Origin of the sequence: Paenibacillus xylanexedens (genome assembly GCF_007676705.1) — a bacterium.
Taxonomy (GTDB): domain Bacteria; phylum Bacillota; class Bacilli; order Paenibacillales; family Paenibacillaceae; genus Paenibacillus; species Paenibacillus xylanexedens_C.
This window is the reverse complement of record NZ_VEBF01000002.1, coordinates 1,055,061-1,072,862: the sequence shown is the minus strand read 5'-3', so window position 1 is coordinate 1,072,862 and position 17,802 is coordinate 1,055,061. Positions and strand designations below refer to the sequence as shown.

Sequence of the window (17,802 nt, the reverse complement as noted above, 5' to 3'; positions counted from 1 at the left end):
ATGACATGCGGCTCTCAGAATGAAGAGCCTCGTAGTTGGGCTGCACGAATCTGCATTCATCAGGGGAAAGGAGTCTATACATATGTTTGGAAACGACTGGGACAAGGTGCTTCAGGAAGAAACGGAAGCCGAATACTTCAACAAGATTCGTTACACCCTCGCCGCCGAGTATAAAACGCAGACGGTCTTTCCGCCGAAAGAAGACCTGTTCTCCGCACTGAAGCTGACTCCGTATCATCAGGTTAAGGCTGTTATTATTGGTCAGGACCCTTATCACGGAGCGGGGCAGGCTCATGGATTAAGCTTTTCGGTTAGACCGGGAGTTCGCGTACCGCCCTCTCTGAAAAATATATATAAGGAACTTCAGGCGGATCTGGACCTGCCGATTCCGAATCATGGATCTTTGGTCCATTGGGCACAGCAGGGAGTCCTGCTATTAAATGCCGTTCTGACGGTCCGTGAAGGTCAGCCTAACTCGCATCAGGCACTAGGGTGGCAGACATTTACAGATGCTGTAATTCGTGCATTGAATGAACGTTCAGAGCCAATGGTATTTATGTTATGGGGAAGTCATGCCCAGAAGAAAGGTGCTTTTATTAACAGGGACAAGCACCTGGTACTGGAGTCTACACATCCGAGTCCACTGGCTGCGCATCGTGGATTCCTCGGTAGTCGACCCTTTTCCAAAGCCAATGATTTCTTGACCTCCAAAGGTATTGAACCGATCGATTGGAAGATACCTGAAAACTAGACAGATGGAGGTGAGAACATTGCGACATTGGATAGGACGAAAAGTAGCGGTATATCGTGCAACAGGCATACGGGAGCCATTGAAGGGAACGCTGGTCGAGTGGGATGAAGAAGCGGAATGTGTACGGATCGGACCGAAACGGATCAAGGTATCGTTTGACAATATCGCAATGATCAGACCTCTTCCCGAAGAGAGTCTTCCCTTAAAGAAAGCACGTTCTGAAGTGCACAAGGTTGGATATGTGATGAAAAAGGCGATTCAGTTCGAAAATGCCATCTATTTCAAATCACAGGTTATGATCTGGCGCCGGGCCAAAATTGTAGCATTATCCACGACGATTCTGCGTCATGACGAGGATCAGGTTGAACTTGCAGATGGCCGGATTCTTCGTAAAGACAAGCATATGTTTGTCGTTCGTTCACGCCGTGGAATACGTTAGTTATACTAAGATTTAATATTCATTTCATGCAAAGATCATACGGATTTAATGTTCGGTCTGTATATTAGGTAGTAACAACCCCTTCTAAATTGATGTGTATTGAAATGGGAGCCCGGCCGGCTGCAAACGGCTGGGTATTTTTTTTGTCCATTCGTCTGTTAAGCTGTTGTTGTACATACCCATAACATTCATGATATATATTATTAAAATAGATAAATTGAACTAAACATTTACACGAGAACGTAGAGGACAGAAAAAAGCTGGAGAAGCGGAGCTAAAAGCTTTCTGTAAGAAAGCTACTTCGGGAGCATACGCTGCGCCTTTATCCTCAGATTTTCACCATTGTAAAATTGAATCAAAAAATCTGGGATAACAGCGATCGGAAGGTTGTTCTGTCATCGAAGTGGCAAGTGTAAATATTCTTTAGTTCAATCTAAAAAGATCATGAGAAGGAGTGAAACCCAATGAAACGTATAGCTGTTTTTGCAGGCTCCAATCCGGGAAATCACCCCGATTATACAGAGAAGGCTGTTCAACTGGGCAAACAGATTGCTGATAGTGGTTATGCACTGGTCTATGGTGGTTCTTGCATGGGTTTGATGGGCGCAGTGGCTGATGCGGCTTTGAAGCAAGGTGGAGAAGTGATTGGTGTCATGCCTACCGGATTGTTCCGGGGGGAGGTTGTCCATGGAGGCCTTACACAGCTGATTGAAGTGGGAACCATGCATGAACGGAAGGCTACAATGGCGGAATTATCCGATGGATTCATTGCACTTCCCGGAGGTATGGGTACATTTGAAGAACTATTCGAGGTACTGTGCTGGGCACAGATCGGCATTCATCGCAAGCCAGTGGGCTTATTGAATGTCAACGGTTATTATGGCCCGCTGATGAAGATGGTAGAACATAGCGTACAGGAAGGGTTCTCCAACACGTCACATCTTAGTCTGTGGACTCTGGAATCCGATCCAGCTGAACTGCTCAACCAGATGTCATCCTATATTCCGGCAGAGTTGACCCAGAAGTGGTCACAGCTGAACGGGCAGTGAGTGTACGAAAATAAGGACCTGTAACCAATCGCTTCTGAGGGGAATTTCCGATCTGCCCAAGCAAGTCGCGCTATCGGACATAGTCTATAGTGTACTTTAGTGAAGAGGGGAGTGTCACTCATGAGCGAACTCAAAGGCACAGGTTACGGATACGGCGGAGGCTTCAGTGGTGGAGCATGGACATCGACAGGTGCAATTCTGGTATTGTTCATTCTGTTGGTTATCATCTCCCGCACATTCGTTCTGTAATTCGGTCAATATCCCGGGACGGGAATAGCGCTGCAGGGGCAGCCTCCGAATAAAAAATGACCTTTCCAAAGAGACGCCGGTATATGTCGGCGTTTCAGGGGAACGGTTTTTTGACGTTTGCAGCATACGTTAAGCGAATGAAAAAGCAAAAACCTGCCCCTGAATAATAACGTCAGAAGCAGGAGAGAGCCTCCTGAGTCAATCGCTGCTTATCAAGCAGCTTACACCACAACAGCAGTTTGATCCGGATTACTTAACGATTTCCAGGCGATATATAGCCCGATGGCGGCTGCAATTAAGGATAGTATAGCTGCAACAATAGCCAGCTGATCCAGTGTGTTGGGTGAACTGGAGTTAAAGGAACGCTGATTAGCCGTCTTGCCGGATTTGTTTTTGATATGGACAGTTGCTCTGGAATGCCTGGAAGCCGACTGTAATTGGGATGTGCGAGTGCGCGTAGGTGTCGATTTTTTCTTTGAGGAGTTCAATAGTCAACCTCCTTATAACGGAGTGCAGTGCTTCCATCGTTCATACTATGTTATGTCGATTTCCGGATTGAGTTCGCAAAAATGAGTGAATCCCCAGCCCGTTGGATGTTCAACTATATAGCTTGTATTGGCGGAGTAGTCATGTAATTAAACGCTCTGTTAATACAGGTCTAACAAACGGTGTTTATAGTGAGGATCATAGAGTTAATGTTGAACGCAGGAGGCGCTGGAATGAGGAACATGGAGATTATTGCCCATCGCGGTGCATCTGCCGTATGCCCTGAGAATACGATGAGTGCTTTTGAGCGAAGTCTGGAGCTTGGAGCGACTGGAATTGAAACCGATGTACAGATGACGTGTGATGGCAGATTGGTGCTAATTCATGATGAGACGTTAAGCCGAACTGCGGGTGCGGAAGGTTGGGTTAAGGATACAACTTATGATGAATTGCGCACACGGGATGCCGGTTCCTGGTTTCATGCCGATTTTGCCGGGGAACGTATTCCGTCTCTGGAGGAATTATTCAAGCTGGTACAGGGGAAAGGTACCCTGCTGAATCTGGAATTAAAAAATGGTATCGTGAGTTACAAGGGAATGGAAGAGAAGATTATACAGGCGATCCGGGACTGGAAGCTGGAGCAACAGGTCGTCCTGTCCAGTTTCAATCATGCTTCACTGGTGAGATGTAAACGTCTTGCCCCGGAGATTCGTACAGCGCTTTTATATATGGAAAAGTTGTATCGTCCCTATGACTATGCCGCCAAACTTGAAGCTTCTGGTCTTCATCCCTACAAGCTGGCAGTTACACACGAGGATATTGCTGCAGCACTGGCACATGGCGTTGTAACCTATCCATTTACAGTGAACGATCCCGCCGAGATGCAGGCGATGATTGACATGGGTGTACAAGGAATCATTACCGATGTTCCTGATGTTCTGGCATCCTTAATCTCGGTACATGCCCGATAATCAAGTCTGTGTTTTACATAAGCAATGACTAGGCTACGTTCGAGCTTTTTGGCTCCGCGTAGCCTTTTTGCGTGCAAATTTGTGTGCAAATCTTCATATATGCAATAAACATGTCCCATTTGTCCATTGCCAGAGACCGTGGATTCACTTACAATGATCTATGGGAATGAGAATCAATATCATTAAAGTTTGGTATTTATAGAGAGGTGATTGTTATGTACATAGGTTTGAGCAGCTCTACTCATAACGAGGGTGGGCGCGTATGAGTTCAAAAGCTTCACCAGCAAATCATAATCCGGAATCACCCACAGCGAAGATACATACTCGTCCGTGGGCAGCCACACTTATTCTTACAGGGGGAATTTTATTACTTGCTCTGGGTATGGCCTTGTCCATTTCTTTTGGTGCTGCTGATATTAAGCTTGGGGTCGTCTGGAAGGCCATCTTCGACTTCAATCCTGAGTTGACTCCGCATCAGATCATATGGGAGATTCGGTTGCCGCGTATTCTTGGCGGAGCAATGGTAGGTGCCTGCTTCGCTGTAGCTGGTGCGATCATGCAAGGCATGACCCGCAACCCGCTGGCCGATTCCGGTCTGCTTGGGCTGAATGCAGGTGCTGGATTTGCACTTGCGATCTGTTTTGCCTTTTTCCCGGGCTTGCCATTTATGTACATCATTATGTATTCCTTCATTGGAGCAGGGCTTGGGGTCCTGTTGGTGTATGGTTTTGGCGCAGCTTCCAAATCGGGTCTAACACCTCTACGCCTTGTCCTTGCAGGTGCGGCTGTATCAGCCATGTTGTCTGCACTCAGTGAAGGGATTGCATTGTATTTCAGAATTGGACAAGATCTGGCTTTCTGGACAGCCGGTGGTGTAGCCGGAACGAAGTGGTCTCAATTGGAGGTCATGTTCCCATGGGTACTCGCGGCACTGATCGCAGGTCTTCTCATCTCCCGTTCCATTACTCTGCTTAGTCTCGGAGAAGATATTGCGGTGGGCTTGGGGCAACGTACTGGGCTGATCAAGCTCATAGGCCTGATTGTTGTACTGATTCTCGCGGGTACGGCTGTGTCCGTGGTGGGTGCGGTCGGTTTTGTTGGACTCATTATTCCCCATCTCACTCGGAAGCTGGTTGGGGTCGATTATCGCTGGATTATTCCATGTTCCGCAGTAATGGGCAGTCTGTTGCTTGTATTTGCGGATCTGGCTGCACGTATGATTAACCCGCCGTACGAGACGCCAATTGGCGCATTGGTTGCCCTCATTGGGGTACCATTCTTCCTCTATCTGGCGCGTAAAGAAAGGAGGACTCTGTAACGATGGAATCCTCAACAATAGTTGGAGCAGAGCGCAAAAAGAGAGCCAAGAGTGCGATAGTCCTCATTGTGCTTGCCCTATTAATTATTACGGCTTTTGTGGTGAGTATGAACACAGGTTTTACCAAGCTCTCGCCGCTTGAGGTGATGCGTACCCTGTTTGGCGGAGGCACGGCGAAACAGGAATTAATCCTGTTTGAATTCCGTCTCCCGCGTATTGTGATATCGGTAATGGTCGGTGCCGGACTCGCATTATCTGGTTGTATTTTGCAGGGGGTATCCCGTAATGCGCTGGCAGATCCGGGTATCCTCGGGATCAATGCAGGTGCTGGACTGGTTGTCATGCTTTTCGTTTCCTTCTTCCCGACAACGACAGCAGCGCCGGTATTTCTGTTGCCAATTCTGGCACTAATCGGTTCGGGTTTTGCTGCATTTCTGATCTACGTACTCTCTTACAAAAAAGGAGAGGGCATTCTGCCTACGCGTATGTTGCTTACGGGGATCGGGGTAGCGGCGGGAATTAGTTCTGCCATGATCGTGCTTACATTGCGGCTTAGCCCGGAAAAGTATCAATTCGTAGCTACCTGGATGGCTGGCAGCATCTGGGGATCGAACTGGAAATTTGTAACGGCATTACTGCCGTTTCTGATCATTCTTGTACCGATTGTCCTGTATAAGGCGCGTGTACTGAACGTGTTGAATCTGGGTGACCAGACTGCAAGTGGACTCGGGACTCCGGTTGAGCGAGAGCGGTTGATTCTGCTTGCGGCTGCCGTAGGGCTTGCGGGCTCATGTGTATCTGTGAGTGGGGGGATCGGTTTTGTCGGTCTGATCGGACCGCATTTGGCACGTCGTCTGGTGGGTCCAAAACATCAGTTCCTGTTACCCGCATCTGCGCTAATCGGTTCATTGCTCGTGCTGGTTGCAGATACGCTGGGTCGTGTCATACTACAGCCTTCGGAGATACCTGCGGGTATCCTGGTTGCCATTATTGGTGCGCCATACTTCCTGTACCTCTTAAGCAAGACGAAATAGAACGTAATCATCATGGTGTGGTTGCATAAGGAGGACATTAGTCCATGCTTCGCCGTTTCTTTGCCTATTACAGGCCTTACAAAAAGCTCTTCATTCTTGACTTTAGCTGTGCGATTCTGGTCGCACTGCTGGAGCTGGCTTTTCCACTGGCAGTCAACCGGGTAGTCGATGATCTGCTGCCAGGCGGCCGCTGGGATTGGATTCTATGGGCGTGTCTTGCATTGCTGGGCATCTACTTATTGAATTCATTTCTGAACTTCGTGGTTACCTATTGGGGACACAAGCTGGGCATTAACATTGAGACGGATATGCGTAAAAGTCTGTTTAATCATGTACAGAAGCTATCGTTCCGTTTCTTCGATAATACGAAAACAGGACACCTCGTGTCACGCATGACTAATGATCTAATGGATATCGGTGAGATTGCCCATCATGGTCCAGAGGATGTTTTTATCGCGGTGATGACACTGATTGGTGCATTCAGCATCATGATGAGCATTAATGGCAATCTGGCCGTGTTAACTTTTATCATCGTTCCGCTGATTATTTATCTGTCGCTCTACTTTGGCAGCAAAATGTCCAAGGCATTCAGCCGAATGTTCGGGGATATAGCGGACTTCAACGCTCGTGTTGAGAACAATATTACAGGTATTCGTGTTGTTCAGGCTTTTGCTAATGAAGAGCATGAAAAAGCACAATTCGCTGTGAACAACGGTCGTTTCCGTCAGACCAAACTAATCGCATACAAAATCATGGCCTGGAACTCCTCTGTCAGTTATATGCTGATGAAGCTGGTATCCCTCTTTGTCCTGGTATGTGGAACTTGGTTCGTCATTAACGGCAGTATGACTTACGGTCAGTTCATTGCATTTATTATGTTGTCCAATGTGTTCCTGACACCGATCCAGAAGATTAACTCGGTTATCGAGACGTATCCCAAAGGGATTGCGGGTTTCAAACGGTATACGGAGCTTCTCGATATGGAACCGGATGTGGAGGATCGTCCAGGAGCTGTTAAGGTATCACACTTGCGTGGGGATATTCGTTATGAACAAGTGACCTTCGGTTATTCGGATCAGGAGCCTGTTCTCAAGGGTATCGATCTAAACGTGCATGCAGGTGAAACGGTGGCCCTTGTCGGTCCATCGGGTGCAGGGAAAACAACGTTGTGCAGTCTGCTGCCACGATTCTATGATGTGCTGGAAGGTCGCATCACGATCGATGGCCAGGAGATACAGAACATGACGCTGGACTCCTTACGCAGTCATATCGGTATTGTACAACAGGATGTATTCCTCTTCGATGGAACCATTCGGGAGAATATTGCCTACGGCAAGCTGGATGCATCCGAAGAAGAAATCTGGATGGCCGCCAGACGTGCACAGATGGAACCCTTGATTCAATCGATGCCGGAAGGGCTAGATACGTTAATTGGTGAACGTGGTGTGAAACTGTCCGGCGGACAGAAACAGCGTTTGTCCATTGCCCGTATGTTCCTGAAAAACCCACCGATTCTAATCCTGGATGAAGCCACATCCGCTCTGGATACAGAAACGGAAGCGGCGATTCAGCAATCCCTTGCTGAGCTATCCGAGGGCCGGACGACACTGGTCATTGCTCACCGATTGGCTACGATCAAAAATGCAGACCGCATTATTGTCGTTGCTGAACAAGGTATTACCGAGCAGGGGCGCCATGAAGAATTACTCGCAGCAGGTGGGGTGTACAGCCGCCTTCACTATGCACAGTTTGGTGCGTAACGTATCCGATGTGGATATAATAACGTGGTTATAAGAAATGACGCCATCGTTCATGACTTGGAAGGAGTCATGAATGGTGGCGTTATTTTCTGTTTTATGAATATAGTTATGGGTCGAGAGTGCTGCACTGTTGCCTGCCTGTGGTCATGGATATGGAAACGGGTAATATAGTAAAGAGAACGCTTAATGTGTATGATATGTTCATTATTCTGCATGACGTAGGAGGCGAACAATATGCAGGTGAACGATATGCTGAAAATTCTTATAACCTGTTTATTATTTATTCTGATGTGGTGGCTTCTGACTCAAGGGATTCGCAAACTTTCCAGTACTCGTGCGGGGTCCGGTTTCCGACGCTGGGGTGGATGGTCCATTGGACTTTTCATTGTGGGCGCCGTGCCACTCGGTTTTGCGCTATACACGGAGATCTTTGATAAGCGCCTGGATGCCAACATCGGGTTGGGGCTTGCCATGTTTTTTGTATGGGCTTATTGTGTGATCTTGTTGTGTGCGGCGTTGGTGGTATGGGGAAGGTACGTGTACAAAAGGGATATAAAGAAGTGAATATTTGGTTTGATCGTGCTGAGCCCGTCAGGGAGTTAAGGGTGAGCTAAAGGCTATATTTGCAACAATAACCTGACATGTAACGTTAAATTTAGAAAGAGGTGTTATTAAAGGGGGATTTACATATGTCCAATCTTCGTCGAGTCCTCATATTGCTCTCAATCCTGATCGTATGCCTTACGGGATGTTCAGGACATATCGAGTGCAACTCCTTGCAGACTCAAGCGAATGCACCAAGTGAAGATGGATTCACTGGTTATGTGGTTGAACGCAAAGACGATTCCATTCTTGTTGTTGATCCCGCGTTTCAAGATTACAGTTCCAATGGAGGAAACAGTCGGTATTATCCGGCAAAATGGTTCTCCAATGCGCCTGATCCGCAGATCGGCTCCTATGTTGAAGTCTGGACGGATGGAGGCCCGGAAAATCAACCCTACCCTGGGCAGGGCAGAGCAGAGCAGAAACGATAGAGGTATCTTGTCCAGTGGCACGGGATGGTGCGCACATGACGGATGCGGATGCGATTCGTAGCGGACTGCGTTCACTTGATACAGAGAACATGCATATTCCCGTCATAGAGGACACACGGTTTGATGCAGATACAGGGACATGGACCATTCAGATGCGAGATGCGAAGACAGCGAATGAAGGGCAAGTAGTTCATGTGACCGTGAAGGACGAGAAGCAAGTTAAGATACAAGGCGAAGAATAAGGGGGTCATAGCTTTATGATGGTGGAGAAGCGCGCGTTGCACAAGATATGATTCAAATTGAAAGAAGTGACACGGATTGATTCATTGCACAATATCATGATTTTTGAACCGCCTGTAAGTTCCCTCACTGTCCATCATGTATCATGATTTTAAAAAAAGGGAAAGGACTCTTCTGTCATGGAATATCAAGGTCTCAGCAATTAGCTCAAGAGCATGTAACCAATTATGCAAGAAGCCGAAAAAATGAGGCGGAGCAAACCATTAGGGAAATTCTTCGTATGTCCAACATCGAGCTTAATACATTTGAAGATGCTATCACTAAACTAAAATCTCATGTAAGTATCGCGTTACACTTTCACCCAGATCGATTAGATCCGAATATGAAAAGCGTGGCTGAAGCACTACTTGAGCAGGGAGTTTATAAAAGTCAATTTGAAACTTTTTTATCGAATGGAAGTGTATCCGCATTTTTAGGCGGTGAACGTGACGTTTGGGAGAATAAAATGTTTGGCGGAGCGTACCAAATAAATGGCTCAACCAATAGTGAACGGCCCAAGTATGGGGCACTCAATGTTATGTTACATCCCGATGGACCTGCTCCGCGTTTTGGATCATGTTATTTCCTTTTATCCACTGAGGTCTCTCAGCGTTGCACGTATACATATTTGGATTCTCATCAAGAACCTGAGGAAAAGGGAACGTATGAGGAATTTGACCTCATTTTGGCTGCTCTCATGAGGGATGTATTCTATAGTAATTTTGCCATTGGTGAAAGAAATCTAACGGTTCAAAAGTTAATTGACCATATGCACGTCAATCTTGAGAAACCATTCCAAAATCCATCAAACCAAGAGCAAAACCGAAATCTGGATCATTATATCGAAGCTCAGGTTCATGGTGATATTTCCCTTGAAAAAGATGTCAAGATGCTTGTTGCCGACCCATCATTTAAAGGCACTCATACAGGAAGAATCTTAGAGCAGATATGTTTAAAGTATTCAATTGATCTCCACTGGCACATGGGCTTTACACTATTGGTTGATGACGTTCCTATGGATTTTCGAGGTCCTTCGATGCCTTCACTAGCCAAGAGAATTGCAAAAAGTGATTTGATTGATGCAAATATCATTGGTTCTGCAGCTATGGACTTGAAACGAAACCCAAGCCATTGGAGCGATAGAGGAACCTACAAAGAAGTTCTACAAGAGTTAAAATTACTCTGGCATGTCTTAGTGAGATATGGAAAGCCAATGGAAGAGTGAAAACATTTTCGAAATTAAAAATATTGAATATGTAGTGATAAAAATGCTAAAATACCAAATTCTTTTTCCTACTTGTTTGCGTATCTCCTGAATTTTAAATTGTTACTCAATAATAGTATTCTAACGACCTTGAGTGCCTAGCCGTTCAAGGTTTTTTTATCATTCAAACGGAACGGATTACTGACTATAGATTTATCTATGAATCTGTTGTGACAAAAACGAACGTATGTTTTACAAATAAATTGACTTTTTGTCCTGACAATAATATATTATTGTCAGGACAAAAAAAGAGGTGAAGCAATGTCCGCCAAAAAGATGGGGCGGCCTAAATCTGACAAACCCAAAAGCAGAACGATTGAAATACGTGTTGATGAGGAAATTATGAACAAGCTCGATATTTCGGCTGAGAAGCTGAATACGAATCGATCAGACATCGTTCGCAAAGGGATTGAGAAGATTTACGACGAGCTCCAAAAATAAAAAGGAAGCAGCGCTAGTCCCACGAAGAACACGCTGCTTCCTATACCGCAATCACTTGAATGAGCGACTGCATAAATATCCTACCATGTGTAGAACGTTCATTCAAGTGAGGTGCGAATTGATATACAGGAGGATGCACATGAATTCGATATTAGAAGCATTATATAATGGACGACTTCGACCGGATGAGATGATGATGCCGACACATCCTGAATACCAAGCGTTAGGGCGGCAGATTGCAGCTCTGACAGAGCAATGGAAGAATCGTTTGAGCGAGAATGAATTTCTTGAGCTTGAACAGTTATTTGACTTGTGTGGCAGATGCGAGGGCATGCATACGGAAGCAGCGTTTGCACAAGGTTTTCGTCTGGGTGCCAACATGCTAATTGAAGTCATGAGTCAGCGGGAGGAATCGGTGTTGGAGTTTAACTAAGTTTAACGATGTGAACAGAGATCCGGTTTACTTTTACAGCTAAATTCTCAGGAAATGACGTGCATACAACATACTCATTTTGCACCATAAAATTGTATCATAAATTTAGTATAACAAAGCCCTCCAACCCTCTCTGCATTCAGCAGCAGGGTTGGAGGGCTTTACTTAAACATAGAGTTAAAAAATCTATATATAGGGAAAGAACCTGTTAAACAAATTGTTCCTTAATCCGCAATATTCCCAGCCATTTTCAGACGACGTGCAATTTCCTTAAAGTCTTCTTGTGAGATGCCTGGTGCGAATTCTTCCTCCACTGCCGGAGCTTCCGGAATCGGGAATCCCTGAGGTATGCCTTGGATAACCTCCAAAGGTTGTCCATCTTCGGGGTGCGTTCCTTTCCAGATCTGATCGATGGCATTAAAGTCTTTATCACTATAGGTATACAGCTTGGTGTGTACCCCTTTTTCCTCATATTTACGAGCTTCATTGAAAGCCTTATTATCCAGTGAAGGAATCGGAATCAGTTTGGTCACATTTACGCCGGTTGCAATTTCGATTGCTTTTGCATAGGCAACCACGTGCACGCCGCCACGTACAAGCAGAAAACCGACGACTTCGCGGGCTGCCGGGTGATCTGTCATTTCATATACTTTCATTTTATGCGTACGCGCACCACATTCGAGGAAGAAGTTATGAAGCAAATCCTCGACGAGATTACCGCTATTGAAGACATTCGCACCGGTCCACGGATTACCCATGGAGTCGAAAGGCATTGCTCCTTGTGCTCCTGCCAGGAAGTGATAGGACAGACGAGCATCCTTCACGGAACCGAGGGGGGTATTGTCGGGTTCTTTGTATTCGGTTGATCCTCTAAGGCATTTGTTAATACCATGAGACACCAGCTCAACATGACCTAATTCTTCGGCCGTAATACTCATGACGAGGTCATAGAAGGGCTTCAACTTTTCTTTGGAGCGAAAATTAAACGATTGATAGAGGTAGTTGTTCAACGTTGACATTTCTCCGAATTTGCCACCGAGCAATTCTTGTATGGCTGCTGCTGCATTCGGATCTGGCTTTTCGACATTAGGAATTTCAATCAGGATTTCATCCAAGCGTTTGAACATATAGGGATAACCTCCTCGAATGTGGTGTTACAGATCATGTAGGGATTCAGATCGTGAAGTCATTCTGTCATGGCTCATTACACGGCTATTGCCTTTTTTAAACATAAAATTAACCAAATGGGACTTAAGTATTACATGTCAGATGCCTCATCTCGTTTTCCATTTTCTATTTCCAATATGTTGAATGTTATGTATAATCTAATTTTTAAATGAGTCTTAGAAGTACAATAGATACCCTATATTGGTGAAGGAGAGAAAGATGGAAAAAAGGTACATAAAAATAGCGCGGATTTCGATGTTTCTAATGATTCTGATGTACATAAGCAGCGGGCCTGTCACGGCATATGTCGCTACGAACGAGGCTCAGGTAGACGAACAAACGAGGAAGTTACTTGAGAAAAAATACGGGTTGGAACGTCCTGAGGAGAGACAGACACAACAACACTTATTTTCAGGTGATTGGGGTATTAGCTTCCAGACGGGGCCTCCTAATTCGTTTGACCGACTTGTGCATGTCGTTTCCTTTTCCTTAAGGCCACTGGCCTGGATCTTTCGTTTATTCGGGTAAAATAAAACTTGGACGGGCAATATAACAGAAACATATTGTCCCAAGGAGTGAGTGAAATGAGAATGCTCATCGTTACCGTCATGACGGTAGTCCTGAGTTTAGCCGGAATCACGTCAGGAACAGGTGCCGCCATCCCGGATTATGCGAAATGGGGAATTATTGCAGTCAAAGAAACACAAACCAAGTACAATGTGGATATATTGGACTACAAGCATATCGGTCGGACATCTCTCACAGCAGATGAATCACGAGAACAGTTTAAGCTGTGGGTCCGTGCTAAGGATGGTAGGCAATTCGCAGTCTATGTCAGTGTTGACTTTAATCCGTCCACGCAGCAATTGAAAAAAGTACAATTTTCGGAATCGGATCGACACTGATCCATATCTGAACTTGGTGATTACAAGAATGTTTTTATAGTAGCTATACCATTAGTGGGACCAGACTGCCTTCATTCCTAAGGTGACAGTCTGGTTTTTTTATTTATCATAAAACCCTTTTTTTACTATTGAATAAAGAACTTATGTTCGCATATAATAAGAAATACAAACAAACGTTCTTATCGGAGGGATGATTATGCTAGGGAAATATATTGGCCAGATGGTGGAGCTTGTCTACATGGATCGTGCTGGACAGATTACGCAGCGACAGATTCGCATAAATAGTGTACGTGGCGGGATGATTAGGGCATCAGCAGGAAAAGAAGGCTCGCCTCGAACATTCTTGGAGCAAGGTATTCTGGCATGGCGTCCTGTTACGGATATGAATGGGGAGGTAAAGTATGCTGAACGACTTTGAACGCAAAATTTTGCGAATTATGGTGAACTATGCAGGACAGCGGCGCAGGCTGCCGCGTATGGATGAACTGGAGAACAAGACCGGACGGAGCAAAGCATTCATTCATGAGTCATTGCTGGAGCTTGAACGCACTGGGCATATCGCATGGGATAACCATTCGAATCTTGAAGGGATACAGATCTTGCAGGCATGGGAACAGGCACAACAGCCAATTCGCAAAAGCCAGCCTTCCGGGGACTCCGTAAAATATTTTACGGACTACTAGATGTTGTTCAATTTTGATTACGAATCCATGCCTGACGGCATCATCAGCATCGAATATGGAATTCAGCCGAAATCTCCGTTGCTCACGTAGTTTCCCTACGCTCCGCTACTCCATTTCTAGCTTCATTCCATCTTCTCGGCACTGAAAATCAGACTTTTTGAACACGCAATACAGTGAAATAAGAAAACGCCAACCCGGATAACCGGATCGGCGCTTACTGTGTCACACGTATGACGTGTGTATCTATTTTAGAAATGGGGAAGTTGGTCCAGGTTGTTGGTTGGGTCGCCGTCGGCATCGCCGCGAATGTACATTTCTCCATCCTTGCCTTTAAACACATTCACGCCGGCAATAGCCCCAGCTTGTACTTCTGCAAGTGCCTGTTGATAATCCAGAACACGTCCTGCTGAAGTCTGAAAAGCTGTCAGGTCACCGTCGCCATTTTTCTGTACTGCTGTGAAACTCTCGCGTGTCGTTTGATCCATGATGTCACACTCTCCTTATATGACGAGATAGGAATCTGTTTACCTGATTAGCCTATCCGAATTCCTCGGAAGTATGCACCATGTGCTGATAAGACCTGCCTGCGAAGAGGTTTTACAGACTCTTTTTCATACGAACATGCAATATATCTGCATCATAAAAAGGTTCTTCCGAAATCACTTCATAACCCAGTTTCTCATAGAATTTCTGTGCCTGACATTGAGCATCAAGTACGGAATAGGATAAGCCGAGTTCACGTGCCCGTTCCTCCATTGCCAGCAGAAGCACACGTCCATAACCAAATGAACGATGAGACTCGAGCACCGCGATCCGTTGCATTTTGGCAGTATCCTTACTGTAATAGATCAGACGTCCCGTGGCCACAGCCTGTCCATCTGTACTTAACAATACATGATGCACATCCGGACTGATGACATCGTATTGATCAATCTCAATCTCCGCAGGCACCTGTTGCTCAATCACAAAAACGTGATGTCGAATCCCCAAGGCCTGCTCCAGTTGTTCTTCTGTCGTTACATAACTAATCTCAGCTGCCAATTCCACCATTCCTTCTTTCTGCTCTTGCGCGACATATCAGACTGAATTATACAAAAAAATGCTTTTCCTGTATAGTTAAGCTTGGAACATATTGGGAGAGGGGGGCTGGTGATGGGCATGGCAGGCATCATGGTAATTACTTTGTTAATGTCGGCGGGAATGATTACTCTGTTGTATTACGTGACCAAGAAAGCATACTCACGCAAGTGGGATGAAGATGAGTAACTCCTCTGTTTACTCTTCATGGCAAGACTTCGCTGCTTCCTCCAGGAGAATATACATCCTGAATCACAGATTTGGAGTATACGTCCAGCCAGACAGGCAGAGATTCACTATGTTCATTGGGCTGTTGTAATTGTTGGAATTGTACCGTATGTTCATCCTTCTCCAAGCTGCAACCGGTAACGGATGTAATCAGAACGATAAGCCCAACGAAGGGGAGAAAGCATTTTGTGAATTTATCGTGGTCCCGGCGTTTTGTTTTGTTTCTCATGGGGAATTCACCTCGTTGCTGAAATGGTAATCTTTCCTTTATTGTGCTCCATTTCAGGTGAATTATAACCAAATAAATTATTGACAATGAACACGGTTACTTGATATGATACTGTTACTTGATTGGGAAACAAATTATATATCATGATCTGTTAGCTCAGCTGAATGTGGTAGTATGACCGTGATTGATACATTTTAATTATTACAGGGCGATAGCTCAGCGGGAGAGCATTATCTTGACAGGGTAAGGGTCGTGGGTTCGATCCCCACTCGTCCTATTCGAAAAACCGAAAGCAATTCCTTTTGAGATATCTCAAGAGAGTTGCTCTCGGTTTCTTTCATTTCAAAAATAATAATAAATTTTATGGCTACCTGCATGACTATGTGTAGGTAGTTTTGTTGCTGAAAAATAGGGTTAATGGTACAATTTGGATGTTGTTTATATGGTGAAAGTAGTAATGGATACTGAAAAACATAGCACAGAAAAAAAGATATGGTGGTGGAAAAATGGTGCAAATTAAACGGGTAGCAACTCTGTATCGTGTATCTACAAAAGGGCAGCTAGATGGAAATGATATACCAATGCAACAACGATCATGTAGAGGAATGATTGAAAAGAAGGATGGTTGGAAACTGGTAAAAGAATATACTGAAAAAGGTGTATCCGGCTTCAAAGTATCCGCTTCTAATCGTGACGTGATCCAACAGGCTAAAGAGGACGCAGAAAATGGCTTGTTTGATGTATTGTTAGTCTTTATGTTTGATAGGCTTGGGAGAAAAGAGGATGAAACTCCCTTTGTGCTTGAATGGTTTGTAAACAAAGGGGTTGAAATGTGGTCAGTAATAGAAGGTCAGCAAAAAATTGAAGCACACACAGATCGGATGATCAATTATTTATGGTTTTGGCAGTCAAGCGATGAAAGTAGAAAGATCTCTGACCGCGTCAACGAAAAACATATGCAGATGGCCGAAGATGGTGTTTTCAGGGGAGGTGGTATCCCTTACGGTTATAAAAGTGTTGATTTAGGTAATATAAATAAGAAAGGGAAAGCACTGCATAAACTAGACAAGCACGAAGAAGAGTCAAAGATCGTACATAAAATATTCCGTTTAGTTCTCGAAGAAGGATACGGACAATTAAGAATATCTAAACTTCTAAATGAAGAAAATGTCCCGACAAGAAAAGCAAAGCAATGGGGGGGCTCCAACTGTAAATGTCATACTTAAGAATCCAATTTACAAAGGAGTGATGAGATACAGAACAGAAAAGGGAGACGAGATATTCTCAAAACAGATCCCTGAATTAATAATAGTCTCAGAAGAGGAATGGAAGACTGTACAGGAAATAAGAGAGAAAAAGAATCCTAAGAATTACAAAACAAACGAAGCATCCATTCCGATGAGCACTAAAGGGAGTTTGCTTTTAACTGGGATAGCCAGATGTGGTTGTTGTAACTCTAGATTGACATCGACTACATTTGTAAATAAATACAAAGCAGCTAGTGGAGAAATTATTAAATACAATCAGAATAAAAGTTATCGTTGTAGTGGGAAATTGCAAGGGAAAACGGATTGTAATGGACAGGCAACCTTTTCTTCAAAGAAAGTAGAGAGGCAAGTCTTGGAGAGAGTGGATATATACTTAAGTCAACTTAGCACCATAGATTTTCAATCACAAATTGAATCAATAAAACAGAATGTTTCTAATGAAGAAGAGGAGAAAATTAAAAAACTGCAAAGTATACTGGAAGGGCACTATGATGAGCTTGCGGCATTAAACGCTGAAGTTCCAAAAGCTATCATGGGTAAGAGCGCTTTCAATCCAGAAATGTTTAATAATCTTATTAAGAAAAAAGATAACGAAATTCAGGAAACTTCTGAAGATATCAAGGGAATAGAGAAACTATTATCTTAAAAAAAAGTGGAGTTATCAGAGATGGAGACTCTAAAAGATTACCTCCCAGTTTGGGAGGCCACTGAAAAACTTGCGTTTTTAATTTGTTAAG

General features: G+C 44.6%; 25 protein-coding genes and 1 tRNA gene. 21 read left to right on the top strand and 5 right to left on the bottom strand.

Annotated features, from left to right (window positions below; all coding sequences use genetic code 11):
* Positions 1-82: 82 nt before the first annotated feature.
* From ung to FS628_RS32000, 4 genes are all read left to right on the top strand, one after another.
* On the top strand, positions 83-751 hold the full coding sequence (ung, locus tag FS628_RS14695; protein ID WP_145322965.1) for a uracil-DNA glycosylase: 669 nt from the start codon (positions 83-85) through the stop codon (positions 749-751).
* Between the two features lie 19 nt (positions 752-770).
* Complete coding sequence (locus FS628_RS14690) at positions 771-1,190, top strand: hypothetical protein (RefSeq protein WP_145322963.1); 420 nt, start codon at positions 771-773, stop codon at positions 1,188-1,190.
* A gap of 464 nt (positions 1,191-1,654) precedes the next feature.
* A complete protein-coding gene (locus FS628_RS14685) occupies positions 1,655-2,239 on the top strand; it encodes a TIGR00730 family Rossman fold protein (protein ID WP_145322961.1) in 585 nt (194 codons plus the stop codon).
* A gap of 120 nt (positions 2,240-2,359) precedes the next feature.
* Positions 2,360-2,488, top strand: coding sequence for a sporulation protein YjcZ (locus FS628_RS32000; RefSeq protein ID WP_222125237.1), 129 nt, complete (start codon positions 2,360-2,362; stop codon positions 2,486-2,488).
* Positions 2,489-2,709: 221 nt separating this feature from the next.
* Here FS628_RS32000 and FS628_RS14680 read toward each other — a convergent pair whose 3' ends face one another.
* Positions 2,710-2,976: a hypothetical protein gene (locus tag FS628_RS14680; RefSeq protein ID WP_145322959.1), complete on the bottom strand. Its 267-nt coding sequence runs from the start codon at positions 2,974-2,976 to the stop codon at positions 2,710-2,712.
* A 231-nt stretch (positions 2,977-3,207) separates the two neighbouring features.
* Here FS628_RS14680 and FS628_RS14675 point away from each other — a divergent pair, with 231 nt between their 5' ends.
* From FS628_RS14675 to FS628_RS14630, 10 genes are all read left to right on the top strand, one after another.
* Positions 3,208-3,945, top strand: coding sequence for a glycerophosphodiester phosphodiesterase (locus tag FS628_RS14675; RefSeq protein ID WP_145322957.1), 738 nt, complete (start codon positions 3,208-3,210; stop codon positions 3,943-3,945).
* Between the two features lie 262 nt (positions 3,946-4,207).
* A complete protein-coding gene (locus FS628_RS14670) occupies positions 4,208-5,263 on the top strand; it encodes a FecCD family ABC transporter permease (protein ID WP_145322955.1) in 1,056 nt (351 codons plus the stop codon).
* A 2-nt stretch (positions 5,264-5,265) separates the two neighbouring features.
* The gene (locus FS628_RS14665; protein ID WP_145322954.1) at positions 5,266-6,297 is read left to right on the top strand and encodes a FecCD family ABC transporter permease; all 1,032 of its coding nucleotides are present in this window, start codon (positions 5,266-5,268) and stop codon (positions 6,295-6,297) included.
* Between the two features lie 44 nt (positions 6,298-6,341).
* The gene (locus FS628_RS14660; protein ID WP_145322952.1) at positions 6,342-8,057 is read left to right on the top strand and encodes an ABC transporter ATP-binding protein; all 1,716 of its coding nucleotides are present in this window, start codon (positions 6,342-6,344) and stop codon (positions 8,055-8,057) included.
* 234 nt (positions 8,058-8,291) lie between these two features.
* The gene (locus FS628_RS14655; RefSeq protein ID WP_145322950.1) at positions 8,292-8,621 is read left to right on the top strand and encodes a hypothetical protein; all 330 of its coding nucleotides are present in this window, start codon (positions 8,292-8,294) and stop codon (positions 8,619-8,621) included.
* A 125-nt stretch (positions 8,622-8,746) separates the two neighbouring features.
* Complete coding sequence (locus tag FS628_RS14650; RefSeq protein ID WP_145322948.1) at positions 8,747-9,091, top strand: DUF3221 domain-containing protein; 345 nt, start codon at positions 8,747-8,749, stop codon at positions 9,089-9,091.
* Between the two features lie 14 nt (positions 9,092-9,105).
* Positions 9,106-9,333: a hypothetical protein gene (locus tag FS628_RS14645; RefSeq protein ID WP_222125236.1), complete on the top strand. Its 228-nt coding sequence runs from the start codon at positions 9,106-9,108 to the stop codon at positions 9,331-9,333.
* A 143-nt stretch (positions 9,334-9,476) separates the two neighbouring features.
* On the top strand, positions 9,477-10,595 hold the full coding sequence (locus FS628_RS14640) for a DUF3626 domain-containing protein (RefSeq protein ID WP_145322944.1): 1,119 nt from the start codon (positions 9,477-9,479) through the stop codon (positions 10,593-10,595).
* Between the two features lie 300 nt (positions 10,596-10,895).
* Positions 10,896-11,075, top strand: a complete 180-nt coding sequence (locus tag FS628_RS14635) for a ribbon-helix-helix domain-containing protein (protein WP_017687382.1) — start codon at positions 10,896-10,898, stop codon at positions 11,073-11,075.
* A 139-nt stretch (positions 11,076-11,214) separates the two neighbouring features.
* Positions 11,215-11,508, top strand: coding sequence for a DUF6809 family protein (locus FS628_RS14630; protein WP_047843715.1), 294 nt, complete (start codon positions 11,215-11,217; stop codon positions 11,506-11,508).
* A gap of 224 nt (positions 11,509-11,732) precedes the next feature.
* On the opposite strand, the gene FS628_RS14625 is transcribed toward FS628_RS14630, so the two are convergent.
* Entirely contained in the window at positions 11,733-12,635 is a 903-nt protein-coding gene (locus FS628_RS14625) for a manganese catalase family protein (protein ID WP_145322942.1), read from the bottom strand.
* 259 nt (positions 12,636-12,894) lie between these two features.
* Between FS628_RS14625 and FS628_RS14620 the strand changes: the two genes are divergently transcribed.
* The 4 genes from FS628_RS14620 (at position 12,895) to FS628_RS14605 (ending at position 14,263) form a co-directional block, all read left to right on the top strand.
* Positions 12,895-13,203 (top strand): hypothetical protein, encoded by a 309-nt coding sequence (locus FS628_RS14620; RefSeq protein WP_145322940.1) that lies wholly within the window; start codon positions 12,895-12,897, stop codon positions 13,201-13,203.
* Between the two features lie 56 nt (positions 13,204-13,259).
* Positions 13,260-13,580, top strand: coding sequence for a DUF3889 domain-containing protein (locus FS628_RS14615; RefSeq protein ID WP_145322938.1), 321 nt, complete (start codon positions 13,260-13,262; stop codon positions 13,578-13,580).
* Between the two features lie 196 nt (positions 13,581-13,776).
* Positions 13,777-13,998, top strand: a complete 222-nt coding sequence (locus FS628_RS14610) for a hypothetical protein (protein WP_145322936.1) — start codon at positions 13,777-13,779, stop codon at positions 13,996-13,998.
* The gene (locus tag FS628_RS14605; protein WP_145322934.1) at positions 13,982-14,263 is read left to right on the top strand and encodes a hypothetical protein; all 282 of its coding nucleotides are present in this window, start codon (positions 13,982-13,984) and stop codon (positions 14,261-14,263) included. Before FS628_RS14610 ends, FS628_RS14605 begins: the two co-directional genes overlap by 17 nt.
* A gap of 248 nt (positions 14,264-14,511) precedes the next feature.
* Here FS628_RS14605 and FS628_RS14600 read toward each other — a convergent pair whose 3' ends face one another.
* From FS628_RS14600 to FS628_RS14590, 3 genes are all read right to left on the bottom strand, one after another.
* Positions 14,512-14,748, bottom strand: a complete 237-nt coding sequence (locus FS628_RS14600; protein WP_076211448.1) for a DUF3892 domain-containing protein — start codon at positions 14,746-14,748, stop codon at positions 14,512-14,514.
* 112 nt (positions 14,749-14,860) lie between these two features.
* A complete protein-coding gene (locus tag FS628_RS14595) occupies positions 14,861-15,304 on the bottom strand; it encodes a GNAT family N-acetyltransferase (protein ID WP_145324160.1) in 444 nt (147 codons plus the stop codon).
* A 241-nt stretch (positions 15,305-15,545) separates the two neighbouring features.
* Positions 15,546-15,797 carry a hypothetical protein gene (locus tag FS628_RS14590; protein WP_145322932.1) on the bottom strand — a complete coding sequence of 84 codons (252 nt, stop codon included), beginning with the start codon at positions 15,795-15,797 and terminating at the stop codon, positions 15,546-15,548.
* A gap of 205 nt (positions 15,798-16,002) precedes the next feature.
* On the opposite strand from FS628_RS14590, the gene FS628_RS14585 reads away from it, so the two are divergent.
* From FS628_RS14585 to FS628_RS14575, 3 genes are all read left to right on the top strand, one after another.
* Positions 16,003-16,074 (top strand) — tRNA-Val (locus tag FS628_RS14585).
* Between the two features lie 229 nt (positions 16,075-16,303).
* Positions 16,304-17,023: a recombinase family protein gene (locus tag FS628_RS14580; protein ID WP_145322930.1), complete on the top strand. Its 720-nt coding sequence runs from the start codon at positions 16,304-16,306 to the stop codon at positions 17,021-17,023.
* Entirely contained in the window at positions 16,956-17,711 is a 756-nt protein-coding gene (locus FS628_RS14575) for a recombinase zinc beta ribbon domain-containing protein (protein WP_145322929.1), read from the top strand. The genes FS628_RS14580 and FS628_RS14575 overlap by 68 nt, the downstream gene beginning before the upstream one ends.
* Positions 17,712-17,802 lie beyond the last annotated feature (91 nt).